The sequence below is a fragment of the Achromobacter seleniivolatilans genome (genome assembly GCF_030864005.1).
Classification (GTDB): Bacteria; Pseudomonadota; Gammaproteobacteria; order Burkholderiales; family Burkholderiaceae_B; genus Achromobacter; species Achromobacter seleniivolatilans.
This window is the reverse complement of sequence record NZ_CP132976.1, coordinates 6070218-6090043: the sequence shown is the minus strand read 5'-3', so window position 1 is coordinate 6090043 and position 19826 is coordinate 6070218. Positions and strand designations below refer to the sequence as shown.

Annotated in this window: 15 protein-coding genes; 8 read left to right on the top strand and 7 right to left on the bottom strand. The window is 62.1% G+C overall.

What is annotated here, in order from left to right; all coding sequences use genetic code 11:
• Positions 1-5: 5 nt before the first annotated feature.
• On the bottom strand, positions 6-1613 hold the full coding sequence (locus tag RAS12_RS27445) for a hypothetical protein (protein ID WP_306943373.1): 1608 nt from the start codon (positions 1611-1613) through the stop codon (positions 6-8).
• A gap of 222 nt (positions 1614-1835) precedes the next feature.
• Here RAS12_RS27445 and RAS12_RS27440 point away from each other — a divergent pair, with 222 nt between their 5' ends.
• The 4 genes from RAS12_RS27440 (at position 1836) to RAS12_RS27425 (ending at position 6099) form a co-directional block, all read left to right on the top strand.
• Positions 1836-2750: a LysR family transcriptional regulator gene (locus RAS12_RS27440; RefSeq protein WP_306943372.1), complete on the top strand. Its 915-nt coding sequence runs from the start codon at positions 1836-1838 to the stop codon at positions 2748-2750.
• A 186-nt stretch (positions 2751-2936) separates the two neighbouring features.
• Positions 2937-3911 (top strand): tripartite tricarboxylate transporter substrate binding protein, encoded by a 975-nt coding sequence (locus tag RAS12_RS27435; protein ID WP_306943370.1) that lies wholly within the window; start codon positions 2937-2939, stop codon positions 3909-3911.
• A gap of 50 nt (positions 3912-3961) precedes the next feature.
• Positions 3962-5110, top strand: coding sequence for a mandelate racemase/muconate lactonizing enzyme family protein (locus RAS12_RS27430; RefSeq protein WP_306943368.1), 1149 nt, complete (start codon positions 3962-3964; stop codon positions 5108-5110).
• Complete coding sequence (locus tag RAS12_RS27425) at positions 5107-6099, top strand: NAD(P)-dependent oxidoreductase (RefSeq protein ID WP_306943366.1); 993 nt, start codon at positions 5107-5109, stop codon at positions 6097-6099. Before RAS12_RS27430 ends, RAS12_RS27425 begins: the two co-directional genes overlap by 4 nt.
• On the opposite strand, the gene RAS12_RS27420 is transcribed toward RAS12_RS27425, so the two are convergent.
• The 3 genes from RAS12_RS27420 to RAS12_RS27410 form a co-directional block, all read right to left on the bottom strand.
• Positions 6084-6893 carry an alpha/beta fold hydrolase gene (locus RAS12_RS27420; protein ID WP_306943365.1) on the bottom strand — a complete coding sequence of 270 codons (810 nt, stop codon included), beginning with the start codon at positions 6891-6893 and terminating at the stop codon, positions 6084-6086. The two genes, RAS12_RS27425 and RAS12_RS27420, sit on opposite strands and share 16 nt — an antisense overlap.
• A 175-nt stretch (positions 6894-7068) precedes the next feature.
• Positions 7069-8418, bottom strand: coding sequence for an HD-GYP domain-containing protein (locus RAS12_RS27415; RefSeq protein ID WP_306943363.1), 1350 nt, complete (start codon positions 8416-8418; stop codon positions 7069-7071).
• A 1-nt stretch (position 8419) separates the two neighbouring features.
• A complete protein-coding gene (locus tag RAS12_RS27410) occupies positions 8420-10279 on the bottom strand; it encodes a methyl-accepting chemotaxis protein (RefSeq protein ID WP_306943362.1) in 1860 nt (619 codons plus the stop codon).
• A 259-nt stretch (positions 10280-10538) separates the two neighbouring features.
• On the opposite strand from RAS12_RS27410, the gene RAS12_RS27405 reads away from it, so the two are divergent.
• The 4 genes from RAS12_RS27405 (at position 10539) to RAS12_RS27390 (ending at position 15688) form a co-directional block, all read left to right on the top strand.
• Entirely contained in the window at positions 10539-11222 is a 684-nt protein-coding gene (locus tag RAS12_RS27405; RefSeq protein ID WP_306943360.1) for a LuxR C-terminal-related transcriptional regulator, read from the top strand.
• Positions 11132-13153: a sensor histidine kinase gene (locus tag RAS12_RS27400; protein ID WP_306943358.1), complete on the top strand. Its 2022-nt coding sequence runs from the start codon at positions 11132-11134 to the stop codon at positions 13151-13153. Before RAS12_RS27405 ends, RAS12_RS27400 begins: the two co-directional genes overlap by 91 nt.
• Positions 13154-13220: 67 nt before the next feature.
• Entirely contained in the window at positions 13221-15056 is a 1836-nt protein-coding gene (locus RAS12_RS27395; RefSeq protein WP_306943357.1) for an ATP-binding response regulator, read from the top strand.
• Complete coding sequence (locus RAS12_RS27390) at positions 15053-15688, top strand: response regulator transcription factor (RefSeq protein ID WP_306943356.1); 636 nt, start codon at positions 15053-15055, stop codon at positions 15686-15688. The genes RAS12_RS27395 and RAS12_RS27390 overlap by 4 nt, the downstream gene beginning before the upstream one ends.
• Here the strand turns inward: RAS12_RS27390 and RAS12_RS27385 are convergent.
• From RAS12_RS27385 to RAS12_RS27375, 3 genes are read right to left on the bottom strand one after another with little or no spacing between them, the layout of a single operon-like run.
• Complete coding sequence (locus tag RAS12_RS27385) at positions 15685-18111, bottom strand: TonB-dependent receptor (RefSeq protein WP_306943355.1); 2427 nt, start codon at positions 18109-18111, stop codon at positions 15685-15687. The two genes, RAS12_RS27390 and RAS12_RS27385, sit on opposite strands and share 4 nt — an antisense overlap.
• A 19-nt stretch (positions 18112-18130) precedes the next feature.
• Positions 18131-19156: a FecR domain-containing protein gene (locus RAS12_RS27380; protein WP_306943353.1), complete on the bottom strand. Its 1026-nt coding sequence runs from the start codon at positions 19154-19156 to the stop codon at positions 18131-18133.
• A 7-nt stretch (positions 19157-19163) separates the two neighbouring features.
• The gene (locus RAS12_RS27375) at positions 19164-19685 is read right to left on the bottom strand and encodes a sigma-70 family RNA polymerase sigma factor (RefSeq protein ID WP_306943352.1); all 522 of its coding nucleotides are present in this window, start codon (positions 19683-19685) and stop codon (positions 19164-19166) included.
• Between the last annotated feature and the right edge of the window lie 141 nt (positions 19686-19826).

The window sequence follows — 19826 nt, the reverse complement described above, 5'->3', positions numbered from 1 at the left end:
CCGGTTCAGCGATTACGCAAATCCGCCACCGAGCTTGCCAGTTCTTCGAGCCTGCGGCGCAGGATTTCGTTGACCTGATCCCGCGGCTCAACGATGTCCTTGGTGGATTCATCCAACCGGGCGGCGCGCACCAGCGACAGCATATCGCGAGTGCTCGTGTCAGACGAGGGCATGAACGTCTTCTCGACCTCTTTGCCCAGCAGGAACTTCGTGACCTGTGTGGACAGATTGGAGGACTGGCTGAAGGTTGCCTTGGCCAGTTCGCCGCGTTCGTAGCGTATATCGGTCTGGCTGCTGGTGGTGTCGTTGATCTGGAAGTACTGGTAGTTCTGCGATTCTTTTTCCTTGGTCAGATCCAGCGCCACATTGGGCACCAGCGACTTATGGAAGCTGGCCGCAAGCGCCGACTTCTGGACCTGCGTCACAGACATATCCCATCGGGTGCTGCCGCTCACACTGCTGTCCTGCGACACCTGGTACGAGAAGCCGTCGATTTCATCCTGCCGGAGGGGATTGATCTTCTGAGCCGTCTGGCTCACCGACGCCGAAAAATCCGCCAATCCAGACAACATGCTGCGGCTCAAGTCCGTAGCCGATGCGCGCACGGTCTGGCCAATGCCTTCCGACACCGGTGCGGCAGCCGGCCCGTAACTGCTGTGCAACGCCGAGAACGCACCCTTGAACAGGTCGACCAGCGCTTCGTCGCCATTGCCCCGGCGGCGCGCGCTATCGAATTGCTGCAAGTACTTGCTGACCGCCGCTGCCTGCTGCGCGGCCGAACCGAATGTGTTGGGCTGGGTGACGTCGACATCCACCTTCGCGACGCCTGAGGGCCCCGTGATCGTGATGGATCTTTGCTTGCTGTCGGATTGAAACTCGATTGTCTGGGAAGCCACGCCGTTGGTCTGGCTGGTCGCACGCAGGTTCACTGACGACAGCACCGACGGGTCCACCTTGGACAAACCGGCAATAGCCAGACGCGGCGGCACCTCGGCCAACCCGTCCAGCGCATCCTGGAACGCTCCGGAGAGCGAAGCGATTGCGTTGCGTTCGGTCTCGGTCAGCGTGCCGTCTTCAACGTTGATCTGCGCTGCCATGCCTTCGGCGCTGCGCCCCAGCGTGATGTCAACCTTGACTCCGCTGGCCGTGGTGATGCGCAACGATACGGCGTTGTCCGCCTGCATGTGCAATTGCGTTTGCAGCGCAAGATTGGACACACCCTGCGTTTGCGCTTCCGTTCGGGGAAACAGCACCGACTGGCTGAAATTACTGCCACTCGCCGCAAAACGGTTGAGCAGCGCGGCGCCCACATCGTCGAAAGCGCCTCCCCAGGTGCGGGACAGCGTGTTGCGGGACATCACCTCGGAAATGGCGTCCGTTGCATCCCGTTCCCAGACCGCGACGCCTGAGGGCGTGACTGTGCCCTCTGGGGTATAGACCAAGACGTTGGACGCCGAAGCCGCCTGGTTCAACGAAACCGACGTCGAGGCAGGCGGGTTGGCGGAAATGATGGTGACCGGGGCGCGGGCCGTAGTGTTGGCCACGCTAAGGGTATTGGCCGATCCCAGCGTAGAGATGCTGGGCAACGCTCCCGTGGCAGCGATGACAGTCATGGTGACAGTGTTCTCCAGGCGCTTGAGGCAGTGTCTGCCCGTTTTTATTGGAATTCTTCTTTACCCTAACGGCAGGCCGGCGCCAAAATTAACCCCCAGGAACTGTCCAGCCGTTCATGCTGCGGCGCCCAGTAGCAACCCGGCCCCTGAATAGGACTTCGTTAAGATAGCCCTCGGCACGGCGCTGGCTTTCCCAGGGCCGGTGCTGCGGGGTAAATCGCCATGAACCTTTCGCTGCGCCACATGAAGGCCTTCACGGCTCTGGCGGGCTTGCGCAGTTTCACGCGGGCGGCCGAGCATTGCTGCCTGACGCAAAGCGCTTTTAGCGCTCTGATCTCCAATCTGGAAAGCGATCTGGGCGTAAAGCTCTTTTCGCGCAATACGCGCAATGTTGATCTGACCGCCGAAGGCGAGGCCTTTCAGAATATCGTGGCCCATCTTTTGCCTGAGACCGAACGCGCCCTGGCCGAGATGCAAGACCATGTGGAACGGCGCAAAGGCCGCGTAGCGCTCGCGGCATTGCCATCAATCTCGTCAGGCATCCTGCCGGGTCTGATCGCCCGGTTCGGGGCCATCTATCCCGGCATCACTGTGCAGGTGCAAGACGTGGCCAGCACCGTCTGCATCGACATGGTGCGCAACCGGCAAGTGGATTTCGCGTTATGCGCGGCGGTGTCGCCCAGCGCGGATCTGGACATCGATGTCCTGGCGCGCGACAGCTTCTATTTCATCTGCCCCGCCAACCATCCTCTGGCCACGCGGCGGCGCTTGACCGTGCCAGACGTGATCACCTACCCGGTCATCGGCTTTGAAAGTAACAGCAGCATCCGCCAGCATCTGGACGCGGCAATCTACCCGCGCCAGTGGCTACGATCGCATCAGGTCAACAGCCTGTCGACGGCGGCGGGCTTCATCGCCGCCGGATTGGGCGTGACCATTGCCCCGACCTTGGCCCTGTTCCAATTCCGTCTGGCTGGCTTGAAAGCCGTACCCCTGTCGTTGCCAATCAACGAACGCGACATCTGCTTGGCACGCCGGCGCGACGCCACTGACTCTTTGGCCGCCCAGGCCTTCATCGCGCTGCTGCGTGAACACCTTCAACCTTCGGTACAGGCTCTGGCGCACACGCTGGACTGATCCCTACGGCTTCACCACGCCGCAAGCGGACCGGCAGCTAGCCGTGGCCGCTATCGCGCTCGGACAGCCATCAATCATTTATCGATTTTCTCGATTTTCTTATTCAAATTATCCATTCATCGACTAAGACGGTCTGTCTATCATGGGTTCACAACAGCAGAAAAAACCCCCAAGGAGACAACCCTCATGAAGCGCCTTGCCCGTGCCCTAGCCGGTGGCTGCCTGACCGCCGCTCTTGCCACCGCCGCCCCCTTGGCGTCGGCGGACTCCTATCCCAGCAAACCCGTGCGCCTGATGGTGGGCATGGCGCCTGGCGGCTCTAACGACACGGTAGCCCGGCTGGTTGCCGCCGAACTGTCCAAATCATGGCCGCAACCCATGATTGTGGAAAACAAACCCGGCGCAAACAGCACCATCGCCACTGGCGAGTTGAAACGTTCCGCCGCGGACGGCTACACGCTGATGCTGGTCATCTCCTCGCACGTGACCAACACGCTGCTCTACCCCAACCTGACCTACACGCTAAAAGACTTTTCGCCGGTCTCGCTGATCGCCGATACGCCCTTCGTGCTGGTGGCCAATCCCAAGTTCGGTCCCAACAACCCTCAAGACCTGATTGCGTTGGCCAAAACGAAGGAGCGCGGCATTGACTTCGGCACGCCTGGGCAAGGATCGACTCAGCACATATCGCTGGAACTGCTGGACCAGATGGCCGGCATCAAGATGAATCACATTCCCTACAAGGGCGGAGCGCCGGCACAGACCGATGTGATTGGCGGGCTGATTCCGCTGATATTCGCCACACCTACGCAAAGCCTGCCTTTCATCAAACAAAACAAGCTTAAAGCGCTGGCCGTGACATCCAAGGAACGCCTGCCGCAACTGCCTGATGTCCCGACGTTGGCCGAAGCGGGCGTGCCGGGATACGAGGCCAACGTGTGGTTCGGCATCATCGCCCCCGCAGGCACGCCACCGCAGGTGGTGGAGTACTTGCATAAAGAAATTTCCCGTGTCGTGAAAAGCCCGGACATGCAGGCCCGCCTGACTGAACTGGGTCTGACACCGCTGGATGAATCGCCCGCCCAATTCCAGCAGTTGATCGACAGCGAAAAGACCAAATGGGCAACGGTGATTCAACAAAGCCACATCAAGTTCGATTAACGCCCCTGTCACGCGATTGCCCTCTATCCACGTAAAGAAACAGACCCCATATGCCTACCATCGAATCCGTCTCCGTTTGCATCGCCCGTGTGCCGCTTGCGCATCCGGTGACGTTCTCCACACGCCAAGTCAAAGCGCGGGAATACTGCCTGATCCGTATCCGTTCCACCGATGGCCAGGAAGGCCTGGGCTACTGCTACGCGGTCAACAGCGCCGGCCGATTGCTGTCGGTCGCGGTCACCGACTTGCTGGCGCCTCGGCTGATCGGCCAGGAATCGTTGCGGATAGAAGGGCTGTGGTCCGAGCTGTATCAAGAAGCCCTGCTGCTGGGCCGCGCAGGTGGCGTCATGCGCGCACTGTCGGCCATTGACACCGCGCTATGGGATCTGAACGCGCGCAGCGCGGGTTTGCCGCTGTACCAATATCTGGGCGCCACCGTGCATGACCGGGTGCCTGCCTACGCCAGCGGCGGCTACTACCAGCCGGGCAAGACACCGGACAAACTTGCGGCCGAAATGGCGCAACACGTCAAAGAGGGTTTTCGCGCAGTAAAGATGAAGGTCGGCCTGGAAAGCGTGGCTGGTGAACGCAAACGCATTGCCGCTGTGCGCGAGGCCATCGGCGACGATGTCCGACTGATGCTGGATGCCAACAACGCCTGGCGCGACCTGCCCACCGCCCTTGAATACATGCGCGCCTTCGAACCCTATCAACCATTCTGGATCGAAGAGCCGTTTTCGCCCGACGATATCGACAATCATGTCCGGCTGGCTCGCGCCACACCCATCACCGTGGCGACCGGAGAGGTTGAAGCGGGGCGCTGGCGCTTCAAGGATCTGATCCAAAGCGGCGCCACCACCATTCTGCAAACCGACGCCACCGTGTGCGGCGGCATCACCGAATGGCGGCGCATTGCGGCCACCGCCGACAGCCACGGCGTCACCGTCGCCCCGCACGCCTGGCACGATGTGCATATTCATCTGGCCGCCAGCGCCCCGAACGCGACGTACGTGGAATGGATGCCGGATGATCACATTGTCAATTTCCGCCGCCTGATCGACCGTCAGCTGGTTGCCGAGGACGGCTGCCTGCTGCTACCGCGCGAGCCAGGGCTGGCATTCCGCTTTGACGAAGCCGCCATTGCCCAATACGGCGTGGTCTATCCCGGCGAAACCGACCGCTGGCAAGTCATTCGATGAGCGGCGCAGCATCTGCTCTGCCCGAGCTAGGCCTGTTGCTGTCGGACAAGGTGGATGCCGAACATGGACAGCGCCTGGATGCCCTGGCGCTGGCAGCAGGCCGCCGCTTGCGGCGCTGCCGCGTGAGCAGCGCCGAGCCGGCATCGATCGACATCGCGTTCTTTTCACGAGACCTGTACGAAGGCAGTTCCCTGCGCAAACCCGGCCCGGAGTCAGACGCTTTCTTTCGGTTGGCCGACGCTGCGCCACGCCTGCGTTGGCTGCACGTCTGCTCATCCGGCCTGGACTTGCCGCAGTACGCGTCATCCTTGGCGCGCGGTGTGCCGGTGACCAGCTCCACGGGGGTCACGGCCGGGCCCATTGCGCAAACCGCTGTTGCTGCCATCCTGGCGCAATCACGCGGTTTTGACCGGTGGCTGCCGTCACAAGCGCGCAGGGAATGGGCGCCGCTAACGGCTGCGGCGCGCCCGGCCGATCTGGACACCCTGCACGTGCTGGTATTGGGCGCAGGCGCCATCGGCTTGGAAATCGGGCGCTTGTGCAAGGCGGTTGGCCTGCGCGCCACCGCTGTCCGGCGCGAGGCCAAACCCACGCCTGGGTTTCACAACGCCATCGCTTTCGATCAGTTGGATGAAGCCTTGCCCCACTGCGACTGGCTCGTGCTTGCCCTGCCGCTTACCCAGTCCACCGCCGGCTTAATGGATGCACGCCGGCTGGCATTACTGCCGCGGCGCGCGCGCATTGCCAACGTAGCGCGCGGAGAATTGATCGATGAAACTGCGCTGGCCGAAGCGCTGGCGGCAGGACATCTGGCCGGCGCCTACCTGGATACCTTCATTGACGAGCCGTTGCCCGCAGACTCACCCTTATGGGCACTGCCTTCGGTCTGGATCAGCCCGCACAACAGCGCCGCGTCGCTAGGCCATGAAGGCAGGGTTGTGGACTGTTTTACAGAACACTTCCAACGCTGGCTTCAAATACCCGGCTGATTCAGGAACTCGCGCACAGCGTCCAGCACGACGTCCTCGCGCTCACGGTGCGGCACATGGCCGCATCCGGCCAGCGGCTTCATCGCCGAAGGTCCGCCTGCAAGCGCAACCAGTTTTTCTGGGTGCCGCATGGAACCGTACTCATCGTTCTCGCCGTGAATCGCCAGCAGTGGCGCGGTGACTCGGGGCAAGGTGTCATCCAGATTCCAGAGGGCAAATGCTGCCGACTGCCAGGTCAAGACCCAGGCGTCCAGCACCCATTGCGCCTTATCGCCGTGATAGCGTTTCAGCCTGTCGAGTTGCGCCGGGTCCTTGAACTGTTCTCCAGCCACGCGGATACCTTCCAGCGTGCGGTCTTCCACGAATTCCTGAGCCGACTCGGTGATGATTGCAGCGCAGCGGCCAGGAAAAGCGGCCGCGATCGACACGGACATCCCGCCGCCAACACTGTGGCCAAAGAGGATAAAGCGTGGCAGCTGGAAGTGGTTTGCCAGTGCGGTAAACGCATCGTGCGCCTCGGCGCCGACAAAGTCCGCCTCTAAGCGGCCTGGATGGGGGTCCGACTTGCCGAACCCCAGCCGGTCGTAGGCAATCACGTCACGGCCCGTTGCCGCGGCCAGCTTGGCGGGAAAATCGCGCCAAAGGTCTACGCTTCCCAGCGAGTCATGCAACAGAATGATCGGTGCGGCGTGATCCGGCTGGCTGGCGCCCGGCCATTGCTTGGCGTAAATCCGGCCCGACGCGGTCGGGATCAGAATTTCCTGCGGCACGGGGGCTACGGTATCGGCCTTCATTCATCCATCCTTTGTTCAACCCTGACTCTCGGTGGAGTGGCGCCCCGAAAACGGTTGCGCCAAGTGAAGTTGGGATTCTGCTTTGATCCGCGCCGGCGGGCAAGCGCCCGGCGGCAAACGGCCCCGTCTGTTGCGGGGCCGCTTTAACGATAGGCTTACGCGGTCAATGCGAGTATCAGTGCGCCGCGAACTGTTCCTGGGGTACACGCCCCAGTGCGGTTTTCAGCGCCTGGAAGCAGTCGGCATCAATCGCGGAACCCACGTTTTCACTCATGATCTGTAGCGTTTTTTCAACCGGCGTCGCACCGCGATAGGGCCGTTCCGCTGTGATCGCATCGAAAATATCGGCACAAGTGATGATGCGCGTTTCCAGACCGATCTCGTCTGCCACTAAGCCCCGGGGGTAACCCTTGCCATCCAGACGCTCGTGATGCGCACCGGACACATCGGCCAACTCGCGGAATGCGGCAATGCGCGACAAGATGGATTCGGTATAGGCCGCGTGCGCACGCACTGCCGTCCATTCGTCTTCGTCCAGCTTGCCAGGTTTGTCCAAAATGCTGTTACTGACGCCAAGCTTTCCTACGTCGTGCAAGAGCGCCCCGCGCTTGAGCCAGCGCCGCCGCCCGGCATCCACGCCCAGCCCTTCTGCGATCAGATCGACGTACAGCGCAACGCGCACGCTATGTCCGCTGGTGTAGGGGCTTTTGGAATCCACAATCTGGCCAAACGCTGCCGCGATGTCGTCCAGGTAGTCGTCATCCAGCGTGACCACGTGGGACGCGGGCTCCAATGCCAGCACCGCTGCATCAATGTCCGAAGACGCCAGCACTTCCCAAAATTCGGCATCGGCGCAAGCGGAAAATGCCTTGACCAGTTGGGGGTCGAACCATTGGCCCGCGCGCAGGCGGATTTCGTCCAGCGCCGCCTGGGCGCCGCCTGACGTATGAAAGACGTCGATTACCTGAGCCAGCAACGCAATGCGTGAATACAGCGGAATGCGGTTGCCGGCCAGGCCCTGCGGCCGGCCCTTGCCGTTGTAGTGCTCGTCCAGGCTGTAGATGCCTTCCGACACGGATGCGGGAAAACGCAGCAGCTTGGCGATTTCCGCGCCGCGCTGGCAGCGGGTCTGGATCAGTTCCTGCGCAAACTCGCCGCCATTGCGCATGATGTTCAAGATGCTGCGGAAGCGTTCAGCCAGCGGCGTCTTGATACCCGTGTGTGAAAACACAAAACTCAGAACTTTTGGCAGGCTGTCGCCTACCAGTTTGAAGTCCCGTTTGAACGACAGGTCGTCGGTCAGATACAGCTCGCAGATCCGCGCTGCATTACTGCTGCAGCCCAGATCTTTGAGCAGCAGCGTGTAATACAGGCCCCACAGCTCATCGTCCGACAGGCCCAACTCGCGGCCGACGTGCATCCCTATCCAGCAACAACGGATGCAGTGCCCTTCTGGTTGCCCCTCGGTGATGTCCAAGGCATGACTCAAGGCGCCTATCAGTTCGGACAGCTGCAGGCGGTTCACATCAATACGCGGCCGCGGAATGGGACAGGGCCAGCGCTTTGGAAGCCGCGCCCTGCGTGTCGGCGCGCAGTTTGAACAGCGACACCGTCTGGGCCAGCCCGCGCGCCTGATCGTTCAGCATCGCGGATGCCGCGGCGGACTCTTCCACCAGCGCAGCGTTTTGCTGCGTTGCCTGATCCATGTCGGACACGCTGCGGTCGATCTGGCTGATGCCCACGCTTTGCTCGGCCATGGCGCCATGAATCTCGGTAACCAGGCGCTGGACACGCGTGATGCCTTCCACAATCTCGGTCATGGTGGAACCCGCTGCCTGCACGCGCTCGGTGCCGCTCTTCACGTTCTCAACCGATGCCTGGATCAGCGTGCGGATTTCCTGCGCCGACGCGGCGCTGCGTTGCGCCAAGGTCCGCACCTCGCCTGCCACCACCGCGAAGCCACGTCCCTGTTCGCCGGCACGCGCTGCTTCGACAGCCGCGTTCAGCGCCAGAATGTTGGTCTGGAAGGCAATGCCGTCAATCACGCTGATGATTTCGGTAATGCGTTGCGACGACTGCGAAATCGCGCTCATTGTCGTGACAGCGTCCGTCACCACCTGGCCGCCGCGCTCGGCAGCCGAGCTGGCTTGCGTGGCCAGGCGGGTGGCGTGTTCGGCGGTTTCTTCCGTCTGCCTGACGCTGGAAGTCAATTGCGTCAGGGCCGACGAGGTTTCCTGCAAGGAACCTGCGGACGTTTCCGTACGCTGCGACAAGTCGCGGTTGCCCATTTCGATTTCGCTCGTGGCAGCCGACATCGATTGCACGCCCGTGCGCACGTCCAGCATCACGTGGCTGATTTTGTCGACAAACGCGTTGAATGACGACGAAATCTGCGCGACTTCGTCATGGCCAACAACCGCCAAACGGTGCGTCATGTCACCGTCGCCAGACCCGATAGTGTCCATCGCGTCTCGCACCGCCGACAAGCGCTTGAATGCGCGAGACGTCACCACGCTGGCGATCCCAACGGCCAACAGGGTCAGCACAACCACGGAAATCAGCGTGGCATTCAAGACCTGCGTCAATCCGGCAGTGGCTTCGGCGCGGTCAAGCGCGATCACCAGCGACCAGTCTGTGCCCGGGATGTGGCGGGCTTTCAGCAATTTTTCTTCGCCGCCAAGGCTGACCGTGATGGGTTGCGCACCGTCACGCGCCATGGCCGCCAGGGCGGCAGGCGTCAGTTCAGCCGCGACGTCCGTCGACGGCTTGAGCGCCAGCTTTTCGTCCACGTGCGAAATCACCTGCCCATCGTTGGCAACCACGAAGGCGATGCTGGAAGGCGTGGGGCGGATGGCCTTGATGATGCTCTGGATGCCATCCAGCGGCACAGCGCCACTCAGTACGCCGACCGTCTGTCCGCTACGGATCAGCGGTGCGGTAAAGGCCACATAGAGCTTGCCCGTGCCCGAATCGCCATACGGCTTGGTCACCGTCAGCTTGCCGGCGGCGACGGCGCTCTTGTACCAGGGGCGTGCCGTGGGGTCGTAGTCAGCTGCTACCTGGGTGGTAGAAAAGAAAGTCTTATCGGACCAGCCGATTGTGGAAATCGGGAAACCGTTGGTCTCGCCCATCAGCTTGGTCAGGCCGCGCGGATCACCCTTTTCCACCACATTCGCGGTGGCGGACACCGCTTGGGCCTTATCGGCCGACCAGCGCTCAATTGCGCTGGCGTTGCCGGCGGCAATCGCATCCAGATTGCCCGAGATGGTGTCCATCATGTTGCTGCGCACGATCTGGTAGGTGGTTACCCCGGAAAGAACCAGGGCGCCTACAACGGTAAAGCACGTGATCAATAAGATCCGATTGCGCAACGAGGTGATTTTCATGCTTGTCTTCTTACAGCAACTGCCCATGTCGGAGGACACGAGTATCCTGGTCCGCCGGGAATCCCGACTGCTACGTTGAAATTACGGCATAGGACCGGGGGACTTTAGGGATGACCCTGATAAAAAACCGGGCAGCGCCTTGCATCGGCGGCGTCAAAGCCATTGCCTGACCGCAAAATACCTATAACCAGGGATGGTCAACCTCATCCGTCCCCGTCACAATTAGCGTCGGCCAATCCCCTCCGCTCTTCCCGCCCCCATGTCCGCCAATCTACTTGCTCCCGAGTTCTCTTTGCCTGCCCCGGTGTTGCTGGTGGAAGACGAGCCCATGGTCTGCCGCAGACTGGAAGGCTTGCTGGCGCAGCTTGGTTACCAGCCGGACGCACTGATCTTCGCCGCTTCCCTGGCCGAAGCGCGGGCCTGTCTGGAAAGCCAACCCGTTGCGCTGGCGCTCGTTGACCTGGGTCTGCCCGATGGCAGCGGCATCGAACTGATCGCTGAGATGCATGCCGCCGACCCGGCCCTGGCCATCCTGGTTATTTCCGCCTGGTGCACGGAAGATGCGATTCTTGCCGCATTGCGGGCGGGGGCTACCGGATACGTGCTGAAAGAACGCGACGACATAGAAGTCTCACTGTCTTTGCGCAGTGTGCTGCGCGGCGGGGCGCCCATCGATCCCTTTGTTGCCCGTCGTATCATCGACGAACTGCGGCCACGGCCCGCAGAACAGAGCGAGACATCCAGCGATGAGATACTAAGCCCCCGCGAAAACCAGATTCTTCGTCTGGTGGCCGAAGGCTTGGCCAACCGCGAAATCGCCGAACAGCTGTTCCTGTCCCGCTACACCGTTGAATGCCACATCAAGCACATCTACCGCAAACTCGCTGTCTCCTCGCGCACGCGAGCAGTTCACGCGGCGCGCTCGCGGGGCTTGCTGGACTGAATCCACCGGCCTGCGCCCGTGGGCGGCTTGTCCAATGGTGGCTTGCCCCCTGGCTACTCGCCTTCGCGCTGGCGCTCTATGCCGGCGCGGCACTGGCGCAGCAATCTCCCCCATCAGCCTCCGCCTGCACAGTAGAAATCCTGTCCACCACGGCGGCCCAAGAAGGGGCTGACGGCAGCAAACCCGGCCCGGCGTCGTGGCTGCCCGTCACGCTACCCGACAACTGGGCCCGCCGCTGGCCGGAATACAACGGCGCCGTCTGGTACCGGATTGACTGGCGGCCGGTCTGCCCGGGCAGCGCAGGCGGCCCCGTCCACATTGGGCTAACGCTGCAATCCATCGTCATGGCGGGCGAAGTCTTCGTCAATGACGAACTGATCTGGCGCGATCAGAACTTGACCGAACCCTTGTCGCGCAGTTGGAACATGCCGCGCCATTGGCGCATACCCGCCTCTATCGTGCGCGATGGCGTGAACACCCTATGGGTGCGAGTGGTGGGCGTTGCGCAGCAGACCCCTGGACTGGGCCCTGTCCATCTCGGCGGCCAACAGGAAATGCAAAAGTTGTACGACGATCTTTGGTGGAGCAACCGCACGCTATTCAGCCTGAACCTGATCATCACCAGCGTCCTGGGCGGCCTGTTCTTCTGTATCTGGATCGTCCGGCGCGAACAGACCACGTATGGCTGGTACGCGCTCATGTCCCTGTTCTGGGTACTGTTCGCTGCCAATGTGCTGGTCACGAGCCCCTGGCCGTTTTCGACCACGCTGATGGCCGGCCGCGCCAACATCATCGCTCTGGTGCTGTACACGGTTTGCTTCTGCCTGTTTACGTGGCGCTTCGGCGGGCAAACCCTGCCGCGCCTCGAACGGGCGCTATGGATACTGTCCGCCGCGCTGATTGCAACGGCCGCCTTCGCGCCCGAGGCCAGCCTGACCTCGTCGCTGGCCGGGGTCACATTGATCGCTGCTGGGATTTTTCTCGTCAACTGTCTGCAATTTCCCGTGCACGCGCTGCGTACCCGCCAGACACAACACATCATGCTGGCGGCCTGCCTGCTGATCTTTTTTATGGTCAGCGTCCACGACCTGCTGCTGATCTTCCAGTTCATCGGCCCGGGCACGGCATACACCCCCTTCTCCAGCATCGTGGTCTCCATTTGCATGTCGGCCATTCTGGGACTGCGCCACGCGCGCAACGTGCGGCGCATCGAGAGCTTTAACCACGAGCTTGCCGAAGGCATCGAGCGCGCACGCACCGATCTGGCCACCACGCTAGAGCGCGAACATGCGCTGGCAATGGCCAATACGCGGCTGCAAGAACGGTTGCAGATCGCGCATGATCTGCACGACGGTCTGGGCGGATCATTGGTGCGCATGATGGCCATGGTCGAACAGACCAGCACGCCGCTGAAGGGGCAGCAGTTCCTGTCCATGCTGAAACTGCTGCGCGATGACTTGCGCCAGACCATCGACAATGGCTCCAGCCCGGGCGTCAAAGTCCCCGCCACGCCGCAGGAATGGATTGCGCCTTTACGCCACCGCTTTGTTCAGTTGTTCGACGAGCTGGATCTGGATTCCACGTGGAAGTTTCCGCCGAAATGGCATGCCCCGCCCAGCGCCCTGCAATGCCTGGCGCTGACCCGGCTGGTGGAAGAGGCGCTGACGAACGTGGTCAAGCACAGCCGCGCGCGCCGCGTGCAGGTGCAATTGGTGCAAGCCGATACCACTCAGCTGGAATTGCATATTGAAGACAATGGCGCGGGCTTCGATGTGGCGGCAGTGCGGCTGGCCGGCATCAGCGTCGGGATGCGCAGCATGCACGCCCGCATTGCTCGCGTGCAAGGCACACTTCATATCTCGTCCGAACCTGGCCGCACCACCTTGACCGCCCTATTGAAGCTGCGCCCCGCGACGCAACAATCAGTCTAGAATTCGCGTACGTTTCGAACTGACCGCCTCGGCGCCGAGGCCTACTTCTACGAAGCACACCCGCCTAGTGCAGCCCACCATCGGCCAGTCCTCTTCCGTTACGCCACCCGGTTCGTCCTATTCCGCTCGCATCCGGCAGGTGCAAGTCGAAGCCCTGCGCCGAAGCTTTCCGTTTGCGCTGGCCGGCTCTCTGATCTCTGCCTGCGTCTCGGCTTACGCCCTGCACGATGTCCTGCCCCTGCGTGAAGTGCTGTTGTGGATAGTCGCAACGCTGATCGTCGGCGCCCTGCGGTTCGGCGCCATGATCGTGTATGACCACCGGCGCGCCGACCCTGAAGCTGCCCGGCGGTGGGTCCGCCATATGCTGGCGGGCAATCTATGTTCGGGAATTCTGTGGGGGCTGCCCTTCGCCTACTGGACGTTCTTTGTCCCGCTGGAATACCAGCTGTTCTTCATCGTCATTTTGTTCGGGCTGGGCACGGGCGCCATTTACTCGAACTACATGATGCTGCCGGTGATGTACGCATTCGAGATACCGGCTTTTGCCCCCATGTTCATTGCGCTGGCGGCGCAACCATCTGCGATCCATCTGGCGCTGGTGAGCGCCGGGCTGGCGTATCTGGTCGCGACGCTGGCCTTTATTCACCGCATGAACCGCACCCACCTGGACGCCTTGCGGCTAGGGTATGAAAACCTGGCGCTGCTGGATCAGGTCCGTCAGGAAAAAACCGCCGCCGAACGCAGCGATCTGGAAAAGTCCCGCTTTCTGGCTGCCGCCAGCCATGACCTGCGCCAACCCGTCCATGCCGTGAACCTGTTCCTGGGACTGCTGACGAACGAACCTTTGTCCAAGCACGGCCGCTACCTTGTCGACAATATCGCCAGCGCCCTTTCTGCAATGGGACATCTGTTTGATGCCTTGCTGAACCTGTCCCGTCTGGACGCGGGAGTCATCGATCCCCGCTGGGAGGCCTTCCCGCTGAATCCTCTGCTGGATCAATTGCGCGCCGAATACACGCCGCAAGCGCGTGAAAAAGGGCTTGCGTTAAGGGTGCGCGCCTGCTCGGCTAGCGTGTGGTCGGACCCGATGCTGCTGGAGCGCATTCTTCGAAACCTGATCAGCAATGCCATTGTGCATAGCGCTGGCGGCCGGGTACTCGTCGGTTGCCGCGGCCTTGGCGATCAATTGCGTATCGAGGTATGGGACAACGGGCGAGGGATACCGGCACCCGAACAGGAACGGATTTTTTGGGAATTCCATCAATTGGGCAATCCGGAACGGGATCGCAGCAAAGGATTGGGATTGGGCTTGGCTATCGTGCGGCGCACCGCCAAGTTGTTGGGACACGCGCTGGGCCTGAGATCCCAGGAAGACCGGGGCACTGTGTTCATGCTGACTGTGCCCGCTGCCGATAATGCCGCGGGCATCCAAACTGCGGCTCGGCCGGATGCCAGCCTTCCAGCAAGGCGCAACGCCGGCGACGCCTTGCGAGGGCAACTGACGTTGCTGGTGGATGACGATGCGCAGAACCTGGCGGGGCTGTCCATGCTGTTTGAAAGCTGGGGCTGCCGCGTGATCGCTGCCACCAGTGGCGACGCCTTGCTTGAACGCGTGCTGCCGCTGGCCGAACGCCCTGCTCTGATCGTCAGCGACTATCGTCTGCGCGATCACGAAACCGGCATCCACGTCATTGAACGGCTGCGCGAGGAATACAACGACCCGCTTCTGCCTGCCTTGCTTATCAGCGGCGATACTGATCCAGCGCGGCTGGCAGAAGCCGCCGCGCGCGCCATCCCTCTTTTGCACAAGCCCGTACAGGTACAGGCCTTGCAGGAGCAGGTGACGCATCTGCTGCAAACAGCGGGCGCCCAGCGCGCAGCCGGAGCCGGAGCCGCCGAATGACGGCCGTTCTGTTGATCGACGATCACGAAATGTTCCGCGAGGCGCTGGTCATGGCGCTGGGCAACGCCGTGCCTGCCCTGACGCTGCACCCGGCGGCCAGCGGCAAGGAAGCCCTGGAGGTATTGGATCGGAACCCGTCTATCGTCCACGTCATCATGGATTTTTACCTGCCGGATGTGACCGGGCCCGAACTGCTCATGCGATTGCGCCAGCAACGGGCAGCGTTGCGCATCCTGGTGGTATCCGCCTCGCAAGATCCAGAGGATCAACGCAGGGCAATGGATGCTGGCGCGCAAGGTTTCCTGAGCAAAGCCGCCAGTTGCCAGGAACTGGCCGCCGCCCTGGACACCATGAATGCAACGGCCTCGGGCACTGCTCACGATGCGCCAGCCTTCTCGTCGCCCCCGGGTTTGCAGGACGAGACCGCTTTGCTACGCGCGCTGACCCCGCGCCAGAACGAGGTGCTGCGGCTGATGTGCGATGGCCTGCGCAATAAAGAAATTTCCGAGCGGCTGAACATGAGCGAGAAGACCGTCAAGACTCACGTCACCGCCATCCTGAGCACTTTGGGCGCGCTGAATCGTACTCAAGCAACGCTTGTAGCGCGGCGTGGCGGCCTCGCCTGCCCTTAAAAGTCGATCTGCGCCGACAGCAAAACCGTACGCGGCGCGGCCACGGTGGCGTAATTGCCGCTGAGTAGCCAATAGTCCTTATTGAACAGGTTTTCGACGTTGGCTCGGAGCACCACCGTGTGGCCCAGGATGCCGGTGGAATAACGCGCGCCGATGTCGTAGCGGGTCCAGGCTGGCAGCGTCAGCGTGTTGGACGCATTGAAGTACGCCGACGCGGTATGGATAACGCGGGCGCTCAAGCTCAGGCCGCGCACCCAGGGCATATCCCAATCCAGGCCCAGATTGAACGTATTCTTTGGCACGCCGCTCGCCGCATTGCCGTCATTCACGCCGCCCGCAGTTCGGGTCAGCGTGGCGTCATAGAAGGTAGCGCTTGCCATCATGCGCAGGCTGCGCGTGGCCTCGCCATACACGGCCAGTTCCAGCCCGCGATTGCGCTGTTCGTCATCCACGCTGTAGCGGTTGGTAGCCGGGTCCGTCACGGCGTTCGGTTGTTTGATCTGGAATACAGACGCGCTCGTCAGGATCTGGCCCCAGTCCACTTTGACGCCCGCCTCGTACTGCTTGGCTTTGTAGGGCGCGAACACCTGGCCGGCGTTGGCGGCGGTGCTGGGAGCCATGCCGCCACGGGTCAGTCCGGAGGTGAAATTGCCATACACCGACACATTGGACACAGGCTTGAAAACTATGCCCGCCAGCGGTGACGTGGCGCTGTCCTCATAGGACGAGGCCAAGCCGCCTGTGGCCGCAGAATAGTTGTTCGCAACGACGCTTTGCTTGCGCAGCCCGCCAATAACGATCAACCGGTCATCGGCAAACGATAACGTGTCGGTCAGCGTGTAGCTGGACAGCTCCGTGTTGGATGCTTTGACCGGCGACGGGCGCTGGGCCGAAATCTCAGGCAAGCGCGCAGGACGATAAATATTGGAAGATAGGGTCGTGCCTGATGTGACGTAGCCGTTGCCAGTTTCCTGATCCAGGCGAGTGGCTCCGAGGCTTACGGTGTGCTTGACGCCCCAGGTGAAAAAGCGCGCTCTTATTCCAACGTCGCCCGTCTTGGTGCGCGAATAAGCGTCGTAATACGCATTCAACGCCGTGAAGTTTCCCTGCTGATCGACTGGCCCCGACGGCAAGGTCTGCTCCGCCCTGCCGTAGCGATAACCTGCGGCGCCGAATACGGTGATGGCGTCGCTAATGTCGTACTCAAGCCGGGTAGCGACGGCGGAGTCATCCAGTTTTAGCTGGGTGCCGGGGAAAAAATTCCGGTGTCCCGACGGCGGTGATGGCAATGATGTCAGCGACGATAGGAAGCCGACCTGCGGGCGTACGTTCTGATCGGTCTCGTGCTGCGTGTAGGCGTCCAGCGACCAGCGCAATTTCTGTCCGCCGTAGTCCAGGGCCAATACGCCCACGCCCTGCTGTTGCCTGCCATCATCGATAGCAGTCGCCCCATTGCGATACACGCCATTGAAGCGTATGCCCCACGCGTTGTTCCCGCCAAAGCGCCGGCCCATATCGAGCTGGCTGCCGAGCTGCGATGGGTCCTGATAAGTCGCGGTCAGCCGGGTCAGCGGTTCATCGCTCGCGCGTTTCGTGACGATATTGATACCACCGCCCACACTGCCATCGGGACCGATGCCGTTCATCAAGGTGCCCGGCCCTTTCAGCACTTCAACCCGTTCCATCATGGCGGCGGGCATGCGGCTGGACGAGGCCAGCCCGTACAGGCCGTTCAAGCCGACGTCGCCGCTGGACACGGCATAACCGCGAATCTGGAAGTCTTCGCTGAACCCGCCGCTTGCCGTCAGCGTGCGCACTGACGAATCATTGATCACCACATCGGCCAGCGTTCGCGCCTGCTGGTTTTCCAGCGTTTGGGCGGTGTAGTTGATGGTGCTGAAAGGGGTATCCATGACGTCAGACGCGTCCAACACGCCCAAGCTGCCCCCACGAGCGATTTGTCCGCCTGCGTAGGCCAAAGACAAACCGTAATCCGAACCCGTGACGGTCACTGCCGGCAATTGCGTCGTGCCGATCTCCATGACTCGCGGGCGTTCCAGCACGTAGCTGTCAGAGGATTGCGGCAACACGCGGATGCCCGACCCTTCCAGCAACGCATCCAGCCCGCCGCGAACGGTATGGCTGCCCCGCAACCCATCGCTGTGCAAGTCTGCCGTCACGTCGGGCCTGAAGGACAGAACAATGCCTGCCTCGCGCCCAAAGCGGCCCAGCGCGTCTTCCAGCGTTCCGGCAGGGATGTCGTAGTCGCGGGCCTGCGTAGCCTGCGCGTGCGCGGCCTGCGGCCACATCAGGCTGGGCGCCCCAGCAGTAACGCCAACGGCAAGATGCACCGCCAACCGCGCTGATACCACGGCCCGCAGGCAACCATGGCGCTGGCTTGCGGACGGCCGAGCGTCACTCATGCCTTGTCAGCCGCTTGCGCTAGCTGCGCACCGGCGCGGGCACCAGACGCCAGAGTTTGCCGCGCCACAATCGCGTCTCGGTTTCGACTCGCAGGTTCAGCGTGACCGCAACTGCCGCCAGCCCCCGGCCAATGTCGTTGACGGGGAACGACCCGGACAGCCGCAGGCCCGCCAACGCCGGATCGCAAGACAAGGTATCGCCGCTATAGCGGCCCAGCTCGGCCAGGAAGTCGTCCAGGCGCATGCCGCGAGCCACGATGTAGCCCTCTTTCCAGGCCACGCTGGATTCCTCGGCAGCACCCGCGGGCTGGATGATCCGGTCCGAATAGTCCGCCCGCATGCCGGCCCGCAACACCAGCGCCTGGGCCGCATTCAGCCGGGGTTCGATCTGAACAGATCCCTCGAAGACGCTGACCTGCGTCGTCCCGTCGTGGTGCCTGACAGCGAATTCCGTGCCCAGCGCGCGCGCCGTTCCCTGCGTGGTCTCAACCAGGAACGGACGGTACACAGCGAATGACTCGTGGGCGGTCGTCACCAGGATTTCACCTGCTATGAGCTTGACCCGGCGTTCGGCTTCGGTAAACGCGATATCAATTGCACTGTTCGTATTGAGCTGCAAGCGTGTGCCGTCCGGCAACGAGAGCTCGCGGCGCTCGCCCACCTTCGTGTGATGATCGGCGGACCATTCCCGCCATGGCGTGTATTGTCCGGCGCGCCACACCACTCCCGCCGTCACTGCCAGGCCCAGCACCGCCTTGAGCGCGCGGCGGCGATGTTCGGATGCCGGCTGCACTAGCGTGGCTTGCGCGATCGCCGAGGTGTGCGGGGCCGAAAGCGGTTGCAGCTTGCCCTTGACGGACTCGATGCGCAGCCACGCCTGCTCGTGCTCTGGATGCGCGGCGCGCCAGCGCGTCCACGCTTGCACGACGTCGGGCGTCACAGAGTCTGACTGCAATTCCACCAGCCATTCCAGCGCGCGTTGCGCCACCTCCGGGCGAATGGGGGTGGCGCCGCGCGTGTTCCGGTACCAGGGGAAAGAAGACAAGGATCGGCTATCCCGTAAACGAAAGATCGGCGAAATAGCAGCGCTGCATGGCCTTGACGATGTAACGCTTGACGGTGGGAATGGAAATAGCCAGCGCCTCGGCCACCTGCCCATGCGTCTTTCCGTCCAGTTGCGACAACAGAAAGGCGCGCCGCACAATAGACGGCAGACCGTCCAGCAGCCGGTCCAGTTCCACCAGCGTTTCCAGTACGATCACACGGTCTTCGGGCGACCAGCTCATCGGCTGTGGCGCCTGCGCCAAGGCTTCCAGATAAGCGCGTTCCAGCTTTTCGCGCCGCCAATGGTTGGACAGCAGGTTTTGCGCGACGGTTGTCAAAAAAGCGCGCGGCTCGCTCAGAACCGAAGGAACCCGATCGCTGCTGAGCAGGCGGATGAAAGTGTCATGCGCCAGATCTTCAGCGTGATCCGCGTTGCCCAGGCGCCTGCGCAACCACCCCTTGAGCCAGGAGTGGTGGTCGCAATACAGCGTTTCGACGGTCGTAGGAAAGACGCATCCCGGCGTACTCAAAATCGAGCCTTTTGATCAAGCCATTGCCGCCTGACAGGCTGACGCAGGACAACTGCACACACACGATATTGGAAATAGTAATTGTTATTATTGCCGAATCTGGGTGCAGTCTGTCAAATTGCCCTTGCCAGCGCCGAAACA